This window comes from Pseudoalteromonas espejiana DSM 9414 (genome assembly GCF_002221525.1).
In the GTDB taxonomy this organism is placed as follows: domain Bacteria; phylum Pseudomonadota; class Gammaproteobacteria; order Enterobacterales; family Alteromonadaceae; genus Pseudoalteromonas; species Pseudoalteromonas espejiana.
The window spans coordinates 1,316,753-1,334,794 of record NZ_CP011028.1 but is presented as its reverse complement, the minus strand read 5'-3'; the positions used below and the strand labels follow the sequence as shown (position 1 = coordinate 1,334,794).

The 18,042-nt window shown below is 38.8% G+C and carries 8 protein-coding genes; 1 reads left to right on the top strand and 7 read right to left on the bottom strand.

Features of this window, described 5'->3' with window-relative positions; translation table 11 throughout:
- Nucleotides 1-5 precede the first annotated feature (5 nt).
- A complete protein-coding gene (tamB, locus tag PESP_RS06115) occupies nucleotides 6-3,686 on the bottom strand; it encodes an autotransporter assembly complex protein TamB (protein WP_089347241.1) in 3,681 nt (1,226 codons plus the stop codon).
- The gene (locus PESP_RS06110) at nucleotides 3,686-5,368 is read right to left on the bottom strand and encodes an autotransporter assembly complex protein TamA (RefSeq protein ID WP_371862736.1); all 1,683 of its coding nucleotides are present in this window, start codon (nucleotides 5,366-5,368) and stop codon (nucleotides 3,686-3,688) included. Before PESP_RS06110 ends, tamB begins: the two co-directional genes overlap by 1 nt.
- A 260-nt stretch (nucleotides 5,369-5,628) precedes the next feature.
- Between PESP_RS06110 and PESP_RS06105 the strand changes: the two genes are divergently transcribed.
- Nucleotides 5,629-5,964: a ribonuclease E inhibitor RraB gene (locus PESP_RS06105; protein WP_089349113.1), complete on the top strand. Its 336-nt coding sequence runs from the start codon at nucleotides 5,629-5,631 to the stop codon at nucleotides 5,962-5,964.
- A 22-nt stretch (nucleotides 5,965-5,986) separates the two neighbouring features.
- On the opposite strand, the gene radD is transcribed toward PESP_RS06105, so the two are convergent.
- The 5 genes from radD to PESP_RS06075 form a co-directional block, all read right to left on the bottom strand.
- Nucleotides 5,987-7,738, bottom strand: a complete 1,752-nt coding sequence (gene radD / locus PESP_RS06100) for a DNA repair helicase RadD (RefSeq protein ID WP_089347239.1) — start codon at nucleotides 7,736-7,738, stop codon at nucleotides 5,987-5,989.
- A 109-nt stretch (nucleotides 7,739-7,847) separates the two neighbouring features.
- Complete coding sequence (locus PESP_RS06095) at nucleotides 7,848-8,150, bottom strand: H-NS family nucleoid-associated regulatory protein (RefSeq protein ID WP_089347238.1); 303 nt, start codon at nucleotides 8,148-8,150, stop codon at nucleotides 7,848-7,850.
- A 1,316-nt stretch (nucleotides 8,151-9,466) separates the two neighbouring features.
- A complete protein-coding gene (locus PESP_RS06085) occupies nucleotides 9,467-12,067 on the bottom strand; it encodes a TonB-dependent receptor domain-containing protein (RefSeq protein ID WP_089347237.1) in 2,601 nt (866 codons plus the stop codon).
- 513 nt (nucleotides 12,068-12,580) lie between these two features.
- Nucleotides 12,581-15,376, bottom strand: coding sequence for a TonB-dependent receptor (locus tag PESP_RS06080; protein WP_089347236.1), 2,796 nt, complete (start codon nucleotides 15,374-15,376; stop codon nucleotides 12,581-12,583).
- A 247-nt stretch (nucleotides 15,377-15,623) separates the two neighbouring features.
- The gene (locus PESP_RS06075) at nucleotides 15,624-17,966 is read right to left on the bottom strand and encodes a DNA polymerase II (RefSeq protein WP_089347235.1); all 2,343 of its coding nucleotides are present in this window, start codon (nucleotides 17,964-17,966) and stop codon (nucleotides 15,624-15,626) included.
- Nucleotides 17,967-18,042: the final 76 nt, after the last annotated feature.

The window sequence follows — 18,042 nt, the reverse complement described above, 5'->3', positions numbered from 1 at the left end:
TACGTTTAATCCCAATCAAACTTGTAAAGTAAGTCAACATTTTGATTTAAGCCACTGGTGATCTCTACATAAAACTGAGACAACAACTGATAGCGTATTGCCACTTCACTGAGCGAGTCGAATACACCTACACTGTATTTTACTTGCAAGCTTGGGGCTACATAACCCGATATTTCGAGCTTGGTGCTATCGCCAGAGCCAGTTGAACTTAAACTTACATCAGATAAGCCAATGGTTTCACCCACTTTTGAAACAACCCCTTCACTGCGACTCACCCCTTGTGAGAGTAACAACTGAGTCAGCATTGCATCGCTAGAGCTATCGCCCTCGCCAAGCGGCTGCCCGTTAAGCAAATAAGCAAGTGCTTGGGCTTGATCCATTGCAGGCTCAGAAAACACTTTAAGCGTTGGTTGCTCTACATTGCCAGTAAGTGTAACCCCTGCAACTACATCGTTTGCTGTGGTATCGGGATTACGAATAGCTTTAATATTTAAAAAAGGTTGTTCAATAGAGCCACTAAAGCCTATTTGCCCAGTACTAATAATTAGATCTTGGCCAAAAGCAAGGTAGGTACCGTCTATTAAGTTAAGCTCACCGGTGGCTATAATAGGCGCGCCTTGGCTCATTTTTATGGCCAAATCCCCCGCTATTTTTGACTCCAACCCAAAGGATTCAATTTTTACGTCGTTTTTAACAATAACTTTTAAATTTACATCGTAATCAAAAGGTACGTCTTCTGAGGCCTCTGTTTGCTGATCAACAATGACCTCATCATCGCTAACTTGCACTGCGCCCTCTGGCAGCTCTTCAATCATCACTCGGCCATACGGTACAACTACTTCACCAGAGAGTTTTAATGCATTATTTGCTAAGCCAATTTTTAAATCAGGTGATACTTTAAAAGTAACCCCTTGCTGTGCACGCACAAAAAATTGCTCACCGTTAATATCCACATTAACCGCAGGTTGTGCGCCTTGCCAATCAACATCACCGGTTAGGTTTATTTTTCCGCCTTGAGTGTCGTTTAAATTACCTTTAATAGTGGCTGTGGTTTTATCGAACAAAATGTTTATATTCGATTTTTGTAGCACGACAGGTAATTGCTCACCCTCTAGGTTTATATCGGTTACATTAAGCTCACCATTTAATAGTGGGTTTTGCAATGTACCAGCAAGTGCTACATTGCCGCTTATATCGCCCTTTAATTGCTCTAGGGTTTCTAAAAATGGCTGCAGATCGGAAAGTAGTATTTTATCAATACCAATATTACCCGTTAAGGTTTGCTGGTTTTGTATGTCGTCTATATTAATTTTAGTGGCAATTTTACCCAGTACGCTGGAGTCTAAATTAGCCTCAAGCTGGCCAGTTTGCGAATCAGAATAGGCACTTACTTTAAAGGTTTCTATTGGCAATCTAAAGCGGTCTTCTTCTGAGGTAAGTACAGCAACTAAATCATTTGAGTTTAAATTAGCACGTAATGTTTTTAATGCGCCATCATTCCAGTTTGCTGCAAAGTCGCCATTTATATCACCCCGCGTTCGAATGTTATTAGGCAAAAAGTGTTTTAACTCCTCAAGCGCTAAGTTAGAGAGCGTTGCATTAAATTGCCCTAAATTTTTATTTTGCGCGAGCGTATTTATACACAGTTCGCTTTTGTTTGAACGCCAACAGTGCGCACTCACATCAAAATCTGCAGTTTTGGTATTAAACATTACCGCAATTTTTTTACTGTTATTAAAGCTCAGCTTTTTATCGCTTAGCGTAATATTACTCAGCACTGCGTTCCAAACTTCGTTTTTAAGCTTACCGTTTACTTCAAGTTCAGCCAAACCTTGCTCAGCATCGACAGATGCAATAATTTGATGATCGGTTTTATCACCGCTGGCGGTTATTTCTACGTTATTAATAACCTGCTCAGCCACTGTAGATGTGCCAACTTTTACGCTTAGGTCTGTTTGCCAGTCTGCGGCGGTGTCTAACTGCGCTTTCATCGCAACGTTATTAATACTTATATCGTTATAAATAAAGTTATCTAGTAGTAACGATAAATCAACCGCAGGGGTTAAGCGTTTACCCCTTACTTTTAAATCGGCATTACCATTGGCAATAAATGGCATATTGGCTTGCTCATTACTGCTAAGTGTAATTTTCCCATCTACTTGCCAGGTATCGTCTACCTCGCCACTTAAGGTCAGTTTATTACTGCCACTACTCAAATAAAGGCTATCGATGTTCGCTTTAAGTGACTTGTTAAGCGTAAAATTTGAGGCAAATTCAAGGGGGGTTTTATTAAGCGTACCTGCCAGTTGGGTGTTATCCATTTGTAGCTGCCAGTTTTCACCTTCGCTATTAAAGCGCCCTTCAAACTGCCCCGAAATATCACTGGTAACCGTATCTGTTAAGTATTGTGCTTTTAAACTATTTAACGACCCTGAAAAATCAGCTTTAATGCCCTGCTGCCAATTTACATTGCCTTTTATTAAGGCGCTGCTGTCGTTAGCGTTAAGACTTAACGTATTTAACTGTGCTTGAGTAAGTGAGCCACTTAATTTTGTAGTGAGCGTAACGGCTGGGTATGCCCCTAACTGGCTATGCGCATCAAGATTTAAGGTGTAATCATCAGCATTGCCTTTGGCTGATAAGTCTACATTGCTGATTTTCAGCTCATTCGTTTGTGCATCAATTAGCCATTGGTTAATTTTACCGGTGAGTTCAAACGGGTAATTTTTTTGCTTTAAATTAGCTGTTGCGGTTAAATTTAATGGATACTGACCCGTTGTTTGCAGGTTTATGTTTAAATCTGATAAATCACCACTTAGCTTTAAGTTAGCTTGGTGCAAATCGCTATTTAAGGCAATTTCTCCATTGAGCGGTAAGTTGCCCGCAAGCTCACCGGTTAGTTGTGTCTTTAGCTGCCATTGGTCGTAGTGAGCTGACAAAGTTTGTAAATTAACTTTTTCATTTTCTACGTTTAATACAAGCGCTATATTTTCAATAGTGTGAGTTTGCTCACCTTGTTCAATATCTACTTTCTTTACATCAAACTGCTCAACGCTCAGGTTTAGTGGCGAAGAAAACTCTATCTTAGGTAACGCAGGTAGTGCGGTTAATGTGCTGCTTGCAGGTTGTTTTACTGAACTTTTAGCAGCTTGCTCTTTAAGTTTTACCAACACATTACTTATGTTTAAGCTTTTAACTGCAAGTGTTGAGTCTTGTGCTTTTGCGGCTAACGTAAAGTTATTTACGGTTACGTCAGCACTTGCATGATTTAATACAAATTCGTTAACAGCTACATTTTTAATGGCTACATTAAATGGTAAGGTAATTTTAGCTAGTGGCTCAGAAGGTGTTTCTTCTTCATTGTTAGTTGTATTTGCAAGTACTAGCTTTATTGAGCGCGCACTTAAATTATCAATACATACTCCATCGCACTGCCACCAAAACAAATCTATTTTAAGCTGCTGTGCTTTAAAGTCTGTAGTTTGGTTTTTGAAGCTTACATTAAACGGGTTGTTATATAAAAATCGCCCTTGCTTAATTTCGATGTTTAAACCGTCGACCATTTTGTTTGCACTGTAGGCAATAAATTGATTACCGGGTGCTGTAAATAATAAGCAAAATATAATAACGGCAAGCGTGATTAAAACGCCGATAATTGCAGCGGTTATTTTTTTAAATACTGACATTAAATTTCTGGCCCTATAGTAATGCTTAAACGTGTACTTTTACTTTCTTTAGTAAGTCCCCATGCGTGATCAACTTTAACTGGCCCTATTGGCGTTAAGTAACGAAAACCAAAACCCGCGCCTATTTCAAACTCCTCTGAAAAATCGTTTGTGGCAGTACCACCATCTACAAATAAGGCTGCACGCCAATTTTGCGCAAACTGATAGTTATACTCTATTGTGCTTGTTAGTAAGTATTTACCACCAATTAAGTCGCCGTCTTCGTCTTCAGGAGAGATAGATTGATAAGCAAAACCACGTACACTTTGATCGCCACCTGCATAAAAACGCAGTGAATATGGCACGTTGTTAATATCATCAACCAACATAGCCCCTGCATTGGCTTTTAAAAATACTAAATGTTTATCAAGGTAGGTTCTTAGCCACGCGTGTTGCAGCTGTACTCTTACTAAATTAGTGGTAGAGAGCACGTCATCTAAGCCAAACTCAGCAGAAACTAGCCATTGCTCGCCCCAGTAAGGCGTTGTGCCCCCTTTGGATTTTTTACGGGCATAACTAATGCCGGGCATCAGCATTTCTGTGCTTTCTTCTGGTTCGTCACCTATGCGGTAGGTTTCTTGGTCACGGCGTAAAAATGCTGTACGCACCCAGTTGTTCTCAGTTAACCATTGGCGCTGTAATTGCCCCGTGAGTATTTCACTGTAAATGTCATCAGCCAGTTCATCTTCTAATTTATAACCGACAGAGAAACGCCATAAATCGTCATTAGGGTCGTCAACCGGTATGGTGTATGCCATAGAAATATCTTGCTGTTTTTCGGCAACGTTTAGGTTACTTTCTAGGTAGTGCCCGTCTTCGGTGATCCACGGCTTGCTCCACTTAAAACGCACCTTAGGGCCTAGCTCTGTATTAAACCCACCGCCTATTTCGTAGCTATTAGCCGGTTTGGGAAGCACATCAATATTAATGGGTACTTGGCCGTTTTTCCTCGCTGCAATATCGGCGTAAATACGAACGCTGGCAAAGTATGGCGTGCTCGACAGTTCAAGGTTGTAGTCAGCTATTTGTGTCGCTTTATAAGGCTGCCCTTGAGTAAAAGGCGCAAGTGAACGTATGTATTTCTCAGCGGGGGTTTCGCTTGCAATAATGATATCGCCGTACTGATAGCGCACACCGGTCTCTATATTAAAGGTAATAACTGCACTGTTTTTTTGCACAGACACAGCTAACTTTCGTACAGGCCATTTAGCGTCAAAGTAACCTAGCTCAAGTAATACCGACTCTATTTTTTTATGGGCAGAGTCGTACTTGCCATGATTGAGCACTTCGCCTTGCGTTAAATTTAAGTTTTTAATTACATTTTGCAGTAGTGCATCGGCTTTACCTTCACCGCTTAAGCTAATATTAATAGCCTCAATACGGGTTGCAGGCCCCCGCTCTACTTTAACAATGAGTTCTTTGTCGTCTTTATCAAATTCTATATCAACGGTGGGGTTATAATAGCCAAGTGCTTTTATACTGCTTTGCACTTGTTTTTTAGCGTAGCGTTGTAAAGTACGCGTTGGTTTATCGCCTACTAATTGCTTTAAATAAAGTTCAACGTTGCTTTCTAGCTCGCCGCTAATGCCCTTTATTTCATAATCTTCGATTACTCTTTGCTCAGCGCTTGCTTGAGTACTTATAAAAAAAGCTAAAAAAAATACAAAACGTAATAACTGTTTGAACAAGTAAATATCCTTACTTTTTTATTCTTTAAAAATAAACGACCAATTAAGCGCATACTACCATAGCCATAATGAGCAACACATTAACTTAATAGTGATTTAGGGGCTAAATTGCACGCTGCATATGTGCGTATAAAGTTAAAATTAATACGCTTTAAGACAATATTTTGGTTACAATAGTGCCTACGAATACAAAATTAATTTTAAATGAGTTTTTAATGCAATTCCCTGATGATGATAACGGCCAACTTTTAGCCGAAATAGCCGCTGCTGGCGTTGATTTAAGTAAAATGCACCAAATCGATTTTTTCATTTTATTTGAGCAACAAGCTGACGCTGAAAAATTTGCAAAAGAAATAGTCTCTGATGCGTTAGTGCAAACGGCCGACGTGGAAAAATGCAAAGACACTGGCGTGTGGGAAGTCATTACTCATGTACAAATGGTGCCAGAACACACATTACTTGGCCAAGCTGAGCAATACTTAGAAAGCATTGCGAATAGTTTTAACGGCTATGGTGATGGATGGGGATTAATGGACGAAGACGCCGCTTAATCACCATTTAAATCAGTTAAGCTTAACGGCTTAACTGATTCGCTTTTCTAAAGCTGCCATTATAATCAAATAATTTATCAGATACCTTCCAACCATACTTTTTGCTTTTACGTGCTATAACAAAATCAGGCGCTGTTAACTCATACTGCGCAGCAATCACTTGCTCAGCATTTTTAAACTCTGTAGGTGTTTGCCCATTACCTACCCGCTTTGCAAATTGTTTATTAAAAACAAACCGCCCACCAGCACTTTCTAAGTTATAAATTTCATCGCAACTTGCACCTTCCTCATCAAAGTAGGTCACTTTAATTAGTTGGTTTTTAAGCGCTGTAACAGTCAAGCCACTGCATCGTAGCACTAACGCATCTTTTAAATTAAGTGCATTACGAAGCTTGTCGTCAGGGTCAGCCATAACGGCGCCGCAGTCATGGCATTTACGAGCTGCAATATCGTTTTGTGCACCGCACTGATCACACTCTTTAAACCTAAAGCGATAATCGCATTGCTCTTTATGGCCTTCATCATCTTCTAGTAGGCCTTGGCAACGTCTTCCAAAGTGCTCAGTGACTTTACCGGCTGAATCTGTTTTGCCCCAAAATATATTAGCAAAGCCACAGCCAGGGCAAAGTACTTGTACTGGCTCGTTATCGCTATCGCCTTTTTTATCGCCCACTTCTGGATGAAATAAATCAAATCCGTTGCCAGCGTAGTCAATGACCAAACAATCTTTTTTTCCTTCACTTAAGCGAAGGCCACGGCCAACAATTTGTTGATATAAACTAACCGATTCTGTAGGGCGCAAAATGGCAATAAAATCCACATGCGGCGCGTCAAATCCGGTAGTTAAAACTGAAATATTAACTAAATACTTTATTTTTTTTGCTTTAAATTGATTTATTAACTTATCGCGCTCTGCATTTGGGGTATCGCCGGTTATTAGCGCGCTTTGCTCTGCGGGTAAATAAGTTAAAATTTCTTGCGCATGCATTACCGTTGCGGCAAATACCATAACACCTTGGCGAGTTTCACTGTATTGAATCACTTGTTGTAATATTGCTTGTGTTGCACGTTTTGAGTTTTTCAACAGCGCGTTCATATCGTCGTTGCTGTATTGCCCAAACGCATTACTCGCAAGCGACGAAAAATCATAATGGCTTATTGCTGCATCAACTTCGTTTGGCGGCGTTAAGTAATTATGTTTGATCATATATCTGAGCGGTAATTCAAATATACAGTTTTTAAATGGGCTTTCTTTATTGCCTTTAACAAAGCCATGATAATGGTGATGGTATATCCACCCCATTCCTAATCTATAAGGTGTAGCCGTTAAACCCAATACTTTTAACTGGGGGTTATACTCTTTTAAAGCATTTATAACCTTACCGTATTGGCTTTTTTTATCACCATTTACTCTGTGGCATTCATCAATTATGAGTAAAGAATAATGCTCGTTTAATTTATTTAAATTACGCGATAAAGACTGCACACTGGCAAAGGTTACTTGATGGGTGAGTGATTTTTCTTTTAGGCCTGCTGAAAATATACTCGCTTCTAAACCAAAGCTTTTATATTTTTGTGAGTTTTGCTCTACAAGCTCTTTAACGTGAGCAAGTACCAGTATTTTTTGTTTAGCTATTCGCGCAAGCTCTGCAATAACAAGGCTTTTACCTGCACCAGTGGGTAATACAATTACCGCAGGATCATTTGTTTTTCTAAAATGTAAAACAGTACGCTCTACAGCCTCTTGCTGATAAGGCCTTAATTTATAACTCATGAATTGACTAAATAGAATAACCAGATGGGAAGTTTAACAAATACCAGCTTAATACGGGTAATTTATTGCAGGCATTAAAAAAGAGAAGCAAAGGCTTCTCTTTTATTTATTAGGCTAAGTGCTTTTGTAAATCAACACCTTCAAACGCTTTAGGGCGACGACCGCGGCCAGTCCATTCAATAACCTCGCCATCAATTTCAATTCGATACTTAGCTTTTACTTTAGTACGTTTATCTGATGTGCCGTCTTGTAAATCTTCTAACGTAAGTCCTTTTTCTTTTAAAAGATCCAAAACTTCCTGTTTAGCTTGTAGCTGCTCAGTATATTTTGCAATTGCATCACCAATTAATTGTTGTGCTTTTTCTAGCTCTGGTAAAGATGCTGTTTTAATAAAAGATCGAACTTCTTTCATTTATATCTCGCTAAATTATAAGGTTAGATTTAAATTCCTTTTTAGTATAAAGGGCTTTTAAATAGATAACTATAGGTCAGCAGAATACTTTTATAAAGAAAATTAAAAGTATAAGTACTATATACTATTTTATGGACCTTATTTTAAACTCTACAATTATAACTACGTGGATTAAAATTTGAAGTACATAACGTTTAGGCTGCTTTAGCTGCCAAGTGATCCTGCCTCAATTTTACAGGCGTTTCAAATCCAAGTACTTTCTCGAACGCTTATTAAGTTGCTCAAGTACTGGTATAACCAGTGCTGGTGTTATCACCTTTAAATCCGTGCACTTCGGCCAATACTGCTCTAGTAGTCCATTCGTGTTTTCATTCAATCTGCGCTCCCATAAGTTATAATAGTAAGAAAAATAGACAAGATCACTTAATGCCTTTGTGATTTGCTCGTGATAAGCGAATTTTTTCTATTGTCGCCGTAGTGAAAGCATGTGCTGTTTTTCCTGCCACCTAACTTGATACATAGTGAATTGAGTGACTCGCCCTATAATGGTGACAAGGCCGCCTGATGACCTTTACCTATGACGGTATCTATTTCCCAATCTCCGATACGGCCTTTCTCATCAACTATTTGTGGGCCCCCTTCAATGCTAACTCTACTTTTTATCTGCCCTCGGTTAGCTTTGCCGTGACTGCGCTTGCTATATTTATTATCGTGTCGGCGCAGATATAGGTATAGTTTACCATCTACTATTTATCTTCAAATATACAGATAAGTGTATTCATGGCTGACAGGCCGTTCACTTTTTTGCGAAATCATACTGTTATTTTACGAGGCTTTCTTGCACTTCTTCGACGAAAAAAAGCCCGAGCATGAACATATTTGTGTCTATAAACTCGCTTAACTGTATTTCTAGAAAGTTCTATTGAAGTCGAAGGTTGCGATATTTTAGCTAGCACAGTAATACTTTATTGCGTAAAACCGCTTTTCTTTAGAATAGCCTTCTGGTGTCTTTGAGCATCTGCAGTTGTTTGTAATGCCTCAATGTAAAATTTCTTGTCGGAGAAAAAGCTGTTAGCTTAAGAACAATTGACCACTTAATCTAGACATAACTAGTTACCCACTTACATTTGAATCTACGCTATTAAACAAGAGTATTTTTTTTAAATTTATTTTGGTGCTGCATCCGTAGAAAGACTATATAAAGCTTGGTATGCAAAGTAGAGAAGTAGTAATTAGAAGTGTTAATGATAAATATGAATAGGCCAGAAAACTGGCCTATTATTAACATATCTTAATTGAGATTGCACTAATTAAATTTAAAAAGTTAGCTCAATTTTTGTATAGTAGAAACGCCCCATGTTGTCATATAATGATTGGTCGTACCAAGGCCAACCACCTGATGCAACTGTTGAGAATGGAGGCTCTTCATCAAATAAATTCCTGACACCTGCAGAGAATTTTACTGATTCAGTTACGTAGTAATGGCCAGATAAATCCACCTGAGTATAGCTATCTACCTCAAGACGGGTTTCTGGTTTCGCAAAATCACAAGTCCCTGACGTTAAACCACCTTCATGATCGACTGTTTCACCTACATAGCGAACGTTTAAATTAGCACCCCAGTTATCGTTAGTGACGCTAGCGTAGAAACTAGAAGACCATTCAGCTTCAGAGGTAGTGCCTTTTTCTTCACATAAAGGTTGAATTGCTGATGTTTGCTCTTCAGAACTTAAAAGTTGTGAAGCTCTTACACCTGAAACAACCACACCTAACGATGTATCAAAAGTGTAATTAACATTGTAATCAATGCCTGACCCACTCTGCTCTGCCAGATTTTGTAAATTTGACTTTACATAAGCATCAGGGTGAGCAACTCGACCACCAATTCTATTTACTAGATCAGGGTAATCACTTTCGTTATTTAGGATTTCTTGAACGCCTAAAGATCCGATTTTATCTGAAACTTCAAAATTCCAATAATCTGCTGTTACAGACAAACCTTCTACAAAATCTACATCCCAAGCAAAACCTAAGCCATAGCTTTTAGAAGTTTCAGGTTTGAGTTCAGGGTTGCCTCCACTCAATGAGCGAATTTCGCGAGTTGAACACTGAGTAGGATCAGCATCACAAGCTTGGGTATCTATTGCCTTAACAACACCAAAACTTTCATCTAAGTATAAATCACCTAATGTAGGCGCTTTAAAACCAGTACCGTATGAAGTACGGATTAAAAGCGTGTCTGTTGGTCTTACAGCAATAGCTAGTTTGTAAGTTGTTTCAGAACCTAAATCGGAAAGAGTAGTTTCAATAGAGTCATTACGAACAGCTGCAGAAATTTCAACCATTTCAATAGGACGAGCGTTAAGCTCTAAATAAAATGAATCAGTATCTTTACTTCCTCGACCATTAGATGCCGCACCACCAGCTATATCTTGTGATTGCTGTGCAATGTCTGTTACGTCGAAGTATTGTTCTTCACGAATTTCAGCACCAAGAGCAAAGCCTATTGCTTCATCGCCAAGCTCTATAGGCAACATGCCAGAAAGGCCAATGTTCATTATCTGCTCTTCAAACTCACCCTGACGGTGTGTAGCAACTGAAACAGCTTCAAAATCTTCAAATGTGTTAGCACTGGTTAGTTTAATGTCACCAGATGCAATTGCATCAGTTAACGCTTGTTTAGATATTTGTCCACCAACACCTACGCTTGATTGGCGTGCCCAACTTTTTTGGTACTTGGCATCAAGGTATATATCATCCGTTAGTGAGTAATCTAGTCCGGTAGCAAACCCAGTTGTCGAATTTACCTGATCACGGGCTCTAGGTCCTGCTTCAACAGTACGGCGAATCATGTACATGTCTCTACCGTAAGGGTTTTCCTCGTTATCAGCACCAACTAATGTAAATGGCGCTGGTGCCGCACCGTTTCTAACTTCTGTTTGAGTTCTACTTGTACGCCCTTCAGCCCAAATACTTAGATCATCCGAAACATTATACTCACCACGAGTAAAGATATTAAACTTTTCTATGTATGGGAATGCTTGATAAAGTGTCGCAAAATCATAAGAACACTCTGTTCCACTATCAACAATAGTAGTTGGGCGTACACTTTCTTCAGGACAACCAGATACTGGGAATGATTCTGAGAAATCTGTTTCTATCCATGTACCAGGAAAGCCAGTTGGACTTCTACCGTCAGTACCAGTAGGTGAAATCGCGCTTCCAATTAACGGTCTATCAGTAGCTTTTACAGACTCACGCTTGTAAAAATCAGCCGAAAACATAACATTACCACGTTCAGAAGAGATACCAGTTACCATCTGCAAAGATGTTGTTCCTGCATCACCTTCTGCAGATTGGCCATACTGAGCAGAAATGTTAAGACCTTCAAAATCTTTCTTCGTTATTATATTGATAACACCGGCTACAGCATCAGCACCATATATTGCCGAAGCTCCATCTGATAAATATTCTATACGCTCAACTGCGGCGATAGGAATTTGGTTTATATCCGGACTAGCGCTTCCACCGGTAGGTGTTCCTGGTAAGCGATTACCATTAACCAAGAAAATAGTGTAATCAGCACCTAACCCTTTAGTAGCGAAACTAGCCTCACCACCGCCTTGAGCTAATGTGTCGTCCGCTGTATCAATACCAGGACCTGCAATGTTTGACTTTATTAAAAAGTCTGCGATTGTCTCAGTGCCTGATGCCTCTATGGTAACTTTGTTAAAAACTTGAACGGGGCTAGGACCTTCCATATCAACACGTTTAATCCTAGAGCCTGTTACTTGAATGCGCTCCACTTGCTCAGCACCAGCTTCCGCTGAAAATGAGCTTGTCGAATATACAGCTGTAGAAGCTGCACTAAAAGCAATCGCTAAGCGCACTGCTTTTGAAACTTTATTGTTTAGCATGTGATTCTCCCTGGAATACTATTTTAGTTATTTTGTTTTTAAAAACGCTCTGTAATTATCTACAGTACCTTTTTCAACGTAGATATTAATCTTAATGCAACCAAAAGGTCAACACTTTGATAACCAAATAAATACTTTGATTTACAAAATGTTGCATTGCGACCGTCTAGATAATTGCAAATTACAAATTAATCATCTATTGCAAAATATGCAATAAACTGCAGTTTTTATCTGATAATACCTTTTACAATAGCTCTCTGATACAGAAGTTTATTCAGGTCTTATGTTATTGTTATGACATACTTCTGTATTGAAAAAGTAGGTGTTAGTGGATGATAATGAGTAGAAAACAGGGCTTTAAGAGATACTTGACTGTAGGTGCTGGTTAATTAAACCCACTATAAATTCCCAGAGAAGCGTTATGAATAACTCAATAAAAAGGCCAGAAGCGTGAGCTGCTGGCCTTAATTCTATCTCACTATTTATGTGAGAGCAGGAACCTGAATACTAATATTAAAAACTATAATCAGCTTGTAAGTAGAAAGTACGGCCATACGCATCGAAATAACGCGGATCAAAACCTACTTGATGCCCTGCACCGCCTGTACGTAAAGACAGTGGTGGAGCTTTATCAAACAAGTTATTAATACCAAAAGTAACACTCGCTCCTTCCATAAAGTCATACTTTGTTTGGTAATCTATCAATGTATGTGATGGCACACGTAATTGAATTTGAACACAATCACCAAATGCATCAACCTCAGTCACAGAACAAGTTGCTGCAGTTTGTAATTGGTCCTGATAACCTGACTGATAGCTTGCTCGGAGTGTGTGCGCAAAGTCACCGTGAGATAATGTTGAGCTAATCTGTGATTTTATACGGAATGACACAGCATCATTGTCACCAAACTGGCTCAAGCTCGTTATCCAATCATCATTTGTACCTGGTCTAGTGTACTCACTTTCAATGAGATAAGTCCCTGTCCAGTTTGTACGAAGAGTACCAAATGAAAAATCATTAGTAAGGCCTACATGCCAATCAATACCTGATGTTACAGACTTACCCACATTTACAGATGATTGTATAATTGCTAGCTCTTCATCACCTGTAGCTAGATTAGTACGAGTCGTAAACAAGTCTCTGTACTGAGAAGCTCCTTCGAATATTTGCGCTTCGGTGAGGCTTGTAATCAAATCTTCCAATTCAACTTTCCAATAGTCCATTTGGATACTAAATTCATTTGTAGGAGCATATACAAATCCAATTGTATACTGATCTGATGTTTCAAAGTTAACATTCGGGTTACCTTGAACAAACACACCATATTGAGAGCGACCATCTAAACAGAACGCAGCTAACTCATCCCCATCCGGGAATGGACATTCATAATTCCCCCCAGTTACACCAAATGGTACTCTAGGGCGAGCTATTGTTAATAAAGATGGTGCTTTAAAGCCAGTACCTACAGATCCGCGTAGTAATAAATCTTCCGTAGCTTGCCATCGCGCACTAAGCTTATATGTTGTGTCACTGTCACCAGTATCAACATCGGCTCCCGCAATTTTATCTTCAACAGCATCTATATCATCGTAACGAATTGATGCATTAAGCTCAACGTTCTCCAAAACAGGCATTACTAACTCAGCAAACATACCATATTGGCTTCGCTCTAAATCGTATTCCGTCCCAGGTGATAAAAATAAGATTTCCTCATTAGCATTTGCTTCTGCTATCGCGTTGTTATACTCATATATTCTGTAGTCTGCACCAACTGCAAGGTAAGCAGAGCCATCTGGGAGTTCAAATACAGGCATTGAGCCTTTAAGATCTGCACCGGTCATTGTTACTTCAGTTTTAGCCCAGTTACCGCTATATACGGCTTCAGATAGGGCTTGCTTGCTTGCATCATCCAGTTCTGATGATGGAACAAATACATTAATATCACCATTTGATACAGCATTTATAAAAGGTTCTGCAATTAACCAGCCTGTAGGATAGTTTTCATTTCGTTCATTTTTAGAATAAGTTAGCGCTCCTTCCCAATCAATATTTGCATTAAAGCCACGAGCACCAACGACTAAATGTGTAGAATCAGTATCGTACTCAGTGGTTCTGTTACCAGCTGGCAATGCACGCCAACGAGCCTGGTATTGATCAATCGATGCTATTTCGGTTGCGGATAAATCGTCTGGTAAATAAGGTAGAATTTCATCAGAAACGAGTGATGAATCAGAAGGTAAGTTAAAGTATCCAGTAGGATAAGGTGCAATACGTGCGGTCATCTTATTATTAGTATATGCAGCAGTTACGAATCCAGTTATATCATCAGAAAGTGAAACTTCACCATTAACCATAAAATTAGTTCGTTCATTTTCAGGAACTATTTCAATTGTAGATGTATAGTCAAACCAACACTCATCATTTATCGCTGAAGTGAATTCAGCACAGCTTCCCGTTTTATTAGTATATGGGTTAAAAGAAGCGCGAACCTGTTCTCCACTATCATCATCAGTATAACGAATGCGAGCATTACCAGGAATCGCATTTCCAGAACCATTGAAGAAATACAAATCACGGCCTTGGTTCTCAAAAGATAAAATACCTGTTTTAGCGAAATCACGATCTAAAGCCGCTAATTGCTCTTGCTCTTCGTGACTAGCAGAAAATACAAAGCTAAAGCCATCTCTATCTAAATCACCAAAGCCAGTAGTAAGGCTTACACTCCAATTATTACCTCCATCTTCTTGTGGCTTGTCGTAACGAGCAGAAATGTGAGTTTCATCTACACTGCTTTTTAGAATAAAGTTTAATACCCCAGCAATCGCATCTGAACCATATAGAGCTGATGCACCATCAGTCAAAATTTCGATGCGCTCAATAGCAGAAAAAGGAATTGAATTTAAATCAATGGTACCCGCCGAGTCTGCGGGGGCTAACCTTCTACCGTTAAGTAAAACAAGGGTGTATTGTGCGCCAATATCGTGAATTGAAGCAGATGAAATACCACCACCACCACCGCCTACTGAATCTGATGCTGTAGTGAAACCTTGCATTGCTGGTATTTGTTGGATTAGATCAGGGACATTAGTTACGCCAGTTTTTTCTATATCAGCACGACTTATAACTTGTACTGGAAGAGCTCCCTCCATATCTGTTCTTTTTATTGCAGATCCAGTTACTTCTATTCTCTCTACCTGCTCATCACTATTTAGTTCGGCTGCTATTGTATTAACAGAAAATGCAGCTGTTGAGGCTGCTCCAAAAGCTAGTGCAACACGCACCGCTTTTGCTACTTGATTATTTAACATTTGATTCTCCCTGGTGTCACCACTTGTTAGAAGCGACTATTATTTAATTATTTTTCATTGTCACAGCTTGTTAACAGCGACTAGAGCAAATACTAAACAAAAAAACATCTAAAAGCCAACCATTGTTAATCAAATATTAATTAAAAGGAGGTTTTTTATTGGTTTTTACATTGAAAACCGAGCACTTGTACAAAAAAAAAGCAAAAATATGGGTCGCGCAATCAATTGTTACCAATAAAGAAACAATCTAGAATAATTCAATCTGTTTTCGCTCATCATTGTTTACGTTTACGTTAATAATTTGCGAAACCATTTCCAATAAAGGTACAATTTGCTTTTCTATGTAAATTGGGTAGTCATAGCTGTGTAGCCCTTGATATAACTCGACTCCGTTAGTTGTGTAAACAAATGTAACAAAGTCGCCTCTATTCATAGAAAATTCACTATTTTTTTTCTGAAACTTCTTTATAGCCTGTACATGAGGGGGAATATTCTTCTGATAGTCGATTAAGTTTTGACCTAAACGCTTTTTAAAGACCAGTAAATGATCAAACTCTCCATTTAAAAGTTTACTTATATAGTCATTTGCGAGAGCATTAATTTTTTCAGGTTGCTCAAAAAGGAGGGTAAATAAATCAAATTGAAATTGCTGAGCTAACTTTGTCCAGTCGCTTCTTACAGTTTCTAGCCCTTTAAAAACTAACTTTGATTGGTCTGGCTTTATTAACTGGCCTACATAGCGCTTTTTAGAGCCCACAGTTTTACCTCTTATCGTTGGTAAAAAAAACGGGCTATAGAGAGATTCATATTCTATTTCTAAATGGCTAGCTAAGTTGTGCTTAGTTTTTATTTCTTGTGTCCATAAATCATTAATATGCTGAGCTAAACGTTTACCAATTGAGTTACAATCATCCGGCGCTAATTCATCGGCTAACTTTACAAACGTAGAGTCTGTATCTCCGTAAATAACACTATAACCCTCTTGTTCAATCCACTTTTTTGTTTGCAACATAATTTCGTGCCCACGCAAAGTAATAGAGCTTGAGAGCCGAGGATCGTAAAAACGGCACCCTTTAGAACCTAATACGCCATATAAGCTATTCATTATTATTTTAATCGCTTGGGATAGCATTAAATCATGATTATCTTTTGCTCGCTGACGCTGTAGTGCCAAGTTTTTTATAAGCTTAGGTAAATGATGCTGCTCTCGAGAGAACTGAGCGTTATTAAAGCCTTCAATACTATTTTCAGGATGTTCAATTCCTTCTATCAAACCTAGCGGGTCAATATAGAAGGTTTGCATAATACTGGGATACAGGCTTTTAAAATCTAGCACGATTACATTTTTATAAAGGCCTGGAACAGATTCCATCACATATCCACCTGGGCTTTCAAAAGTAAGCCCGTGATCGCCCATATTAGGTGCTACATAACCGCTTCGATGTAATAAAGGCAGGTACATATTTACAAAGGCCGCAACAGAACCGCCTCGCTTTTCAAGCTCAAGGCCTGTTAATTGAGTCCGAATGACGGCAAAATCAAGTAGCTTTAGTTTTTCAAAGATTTTATTAACAAGTATGCAGTCTTGGCGATTGTAGTTAGCAAGCGAGCGTTTATCTTCATTAAATTGGCGGATTATTTCTTGTAAACTATTGCCAGATTCTATTAATTTAGATTCACCTAAAACTTCCTGAGACACATTAGCAAGCGAAAAGCTCTCAAAGCTATAAGTGGCATTTTTTAAAGTATCAATACCATCTATTACACAGCGCCCAGGAATAGAAACCCGAGTAAAATGGCCTTTGCGTACATATAACGGTAGGTTTCCCCGTCCTAGTAATAACTTTACCCCAAGCGCTTCGGAGCGCTCGTAAATGACGGAAAAATCAAACTCTATAACATTCCAGCCAATTATTATGTCAGGGTCACATTGATTTATAAGTGCAACAAGTTGCTTTAAAAGCGCGACTTCGTCTTCGCACCATATAATAGTATAATCAAGCGCTGGCTCATGGTGCTGAGGCTCGCCAATCATAATCACGCAGTCTAAACCACAGCCTACTAAGCCAACAGAAAATAACACCCCACTTTCATTACACTCTATATCAACTGATAACTTAGAAAGTGTAGGTGTATAGTCTGCATTAGCTTTTAATTTGGCGTTTAAAAGTACATTATAGTTTTCATGTTCAACAAGTTTACCCGTCAACCAAGCGCCACCTTTTATAAATCGCTCCATTAAATAACGCTCAATGGGCCTAATATCATCTTCAAATAAAATGATGCCATGGCTTTTTAAAACTTTGCTGGCGGAATAAAAATGTTTAAGCGACTTAAAATAGCACCCACACATTGTGTGCTGTTGAAAATTTTTAAGCGTAAGGGGTTTAATTAAAAAACTATGTGACTCGGCAGTTAAAATATCATGCGCTTTTTTTGCATCAGCACTTTTTATAAAAAACAGCGCAGTTTCGTTATCAGAAATTGTTTTGATTGGCCCACTATCAGAAGCAAACCAAATTTCGTACTGGAGGCCGTGCGATGTATCGTGTGCTTGTGCAGAAAGTACAAAACCTGATTTTAAAAACACTATTAATGAACCTTATTTATATTTTTGCTTTGTAACTCTTACCGCGCATAAATAATAAAATTTATAAAAGCATGGC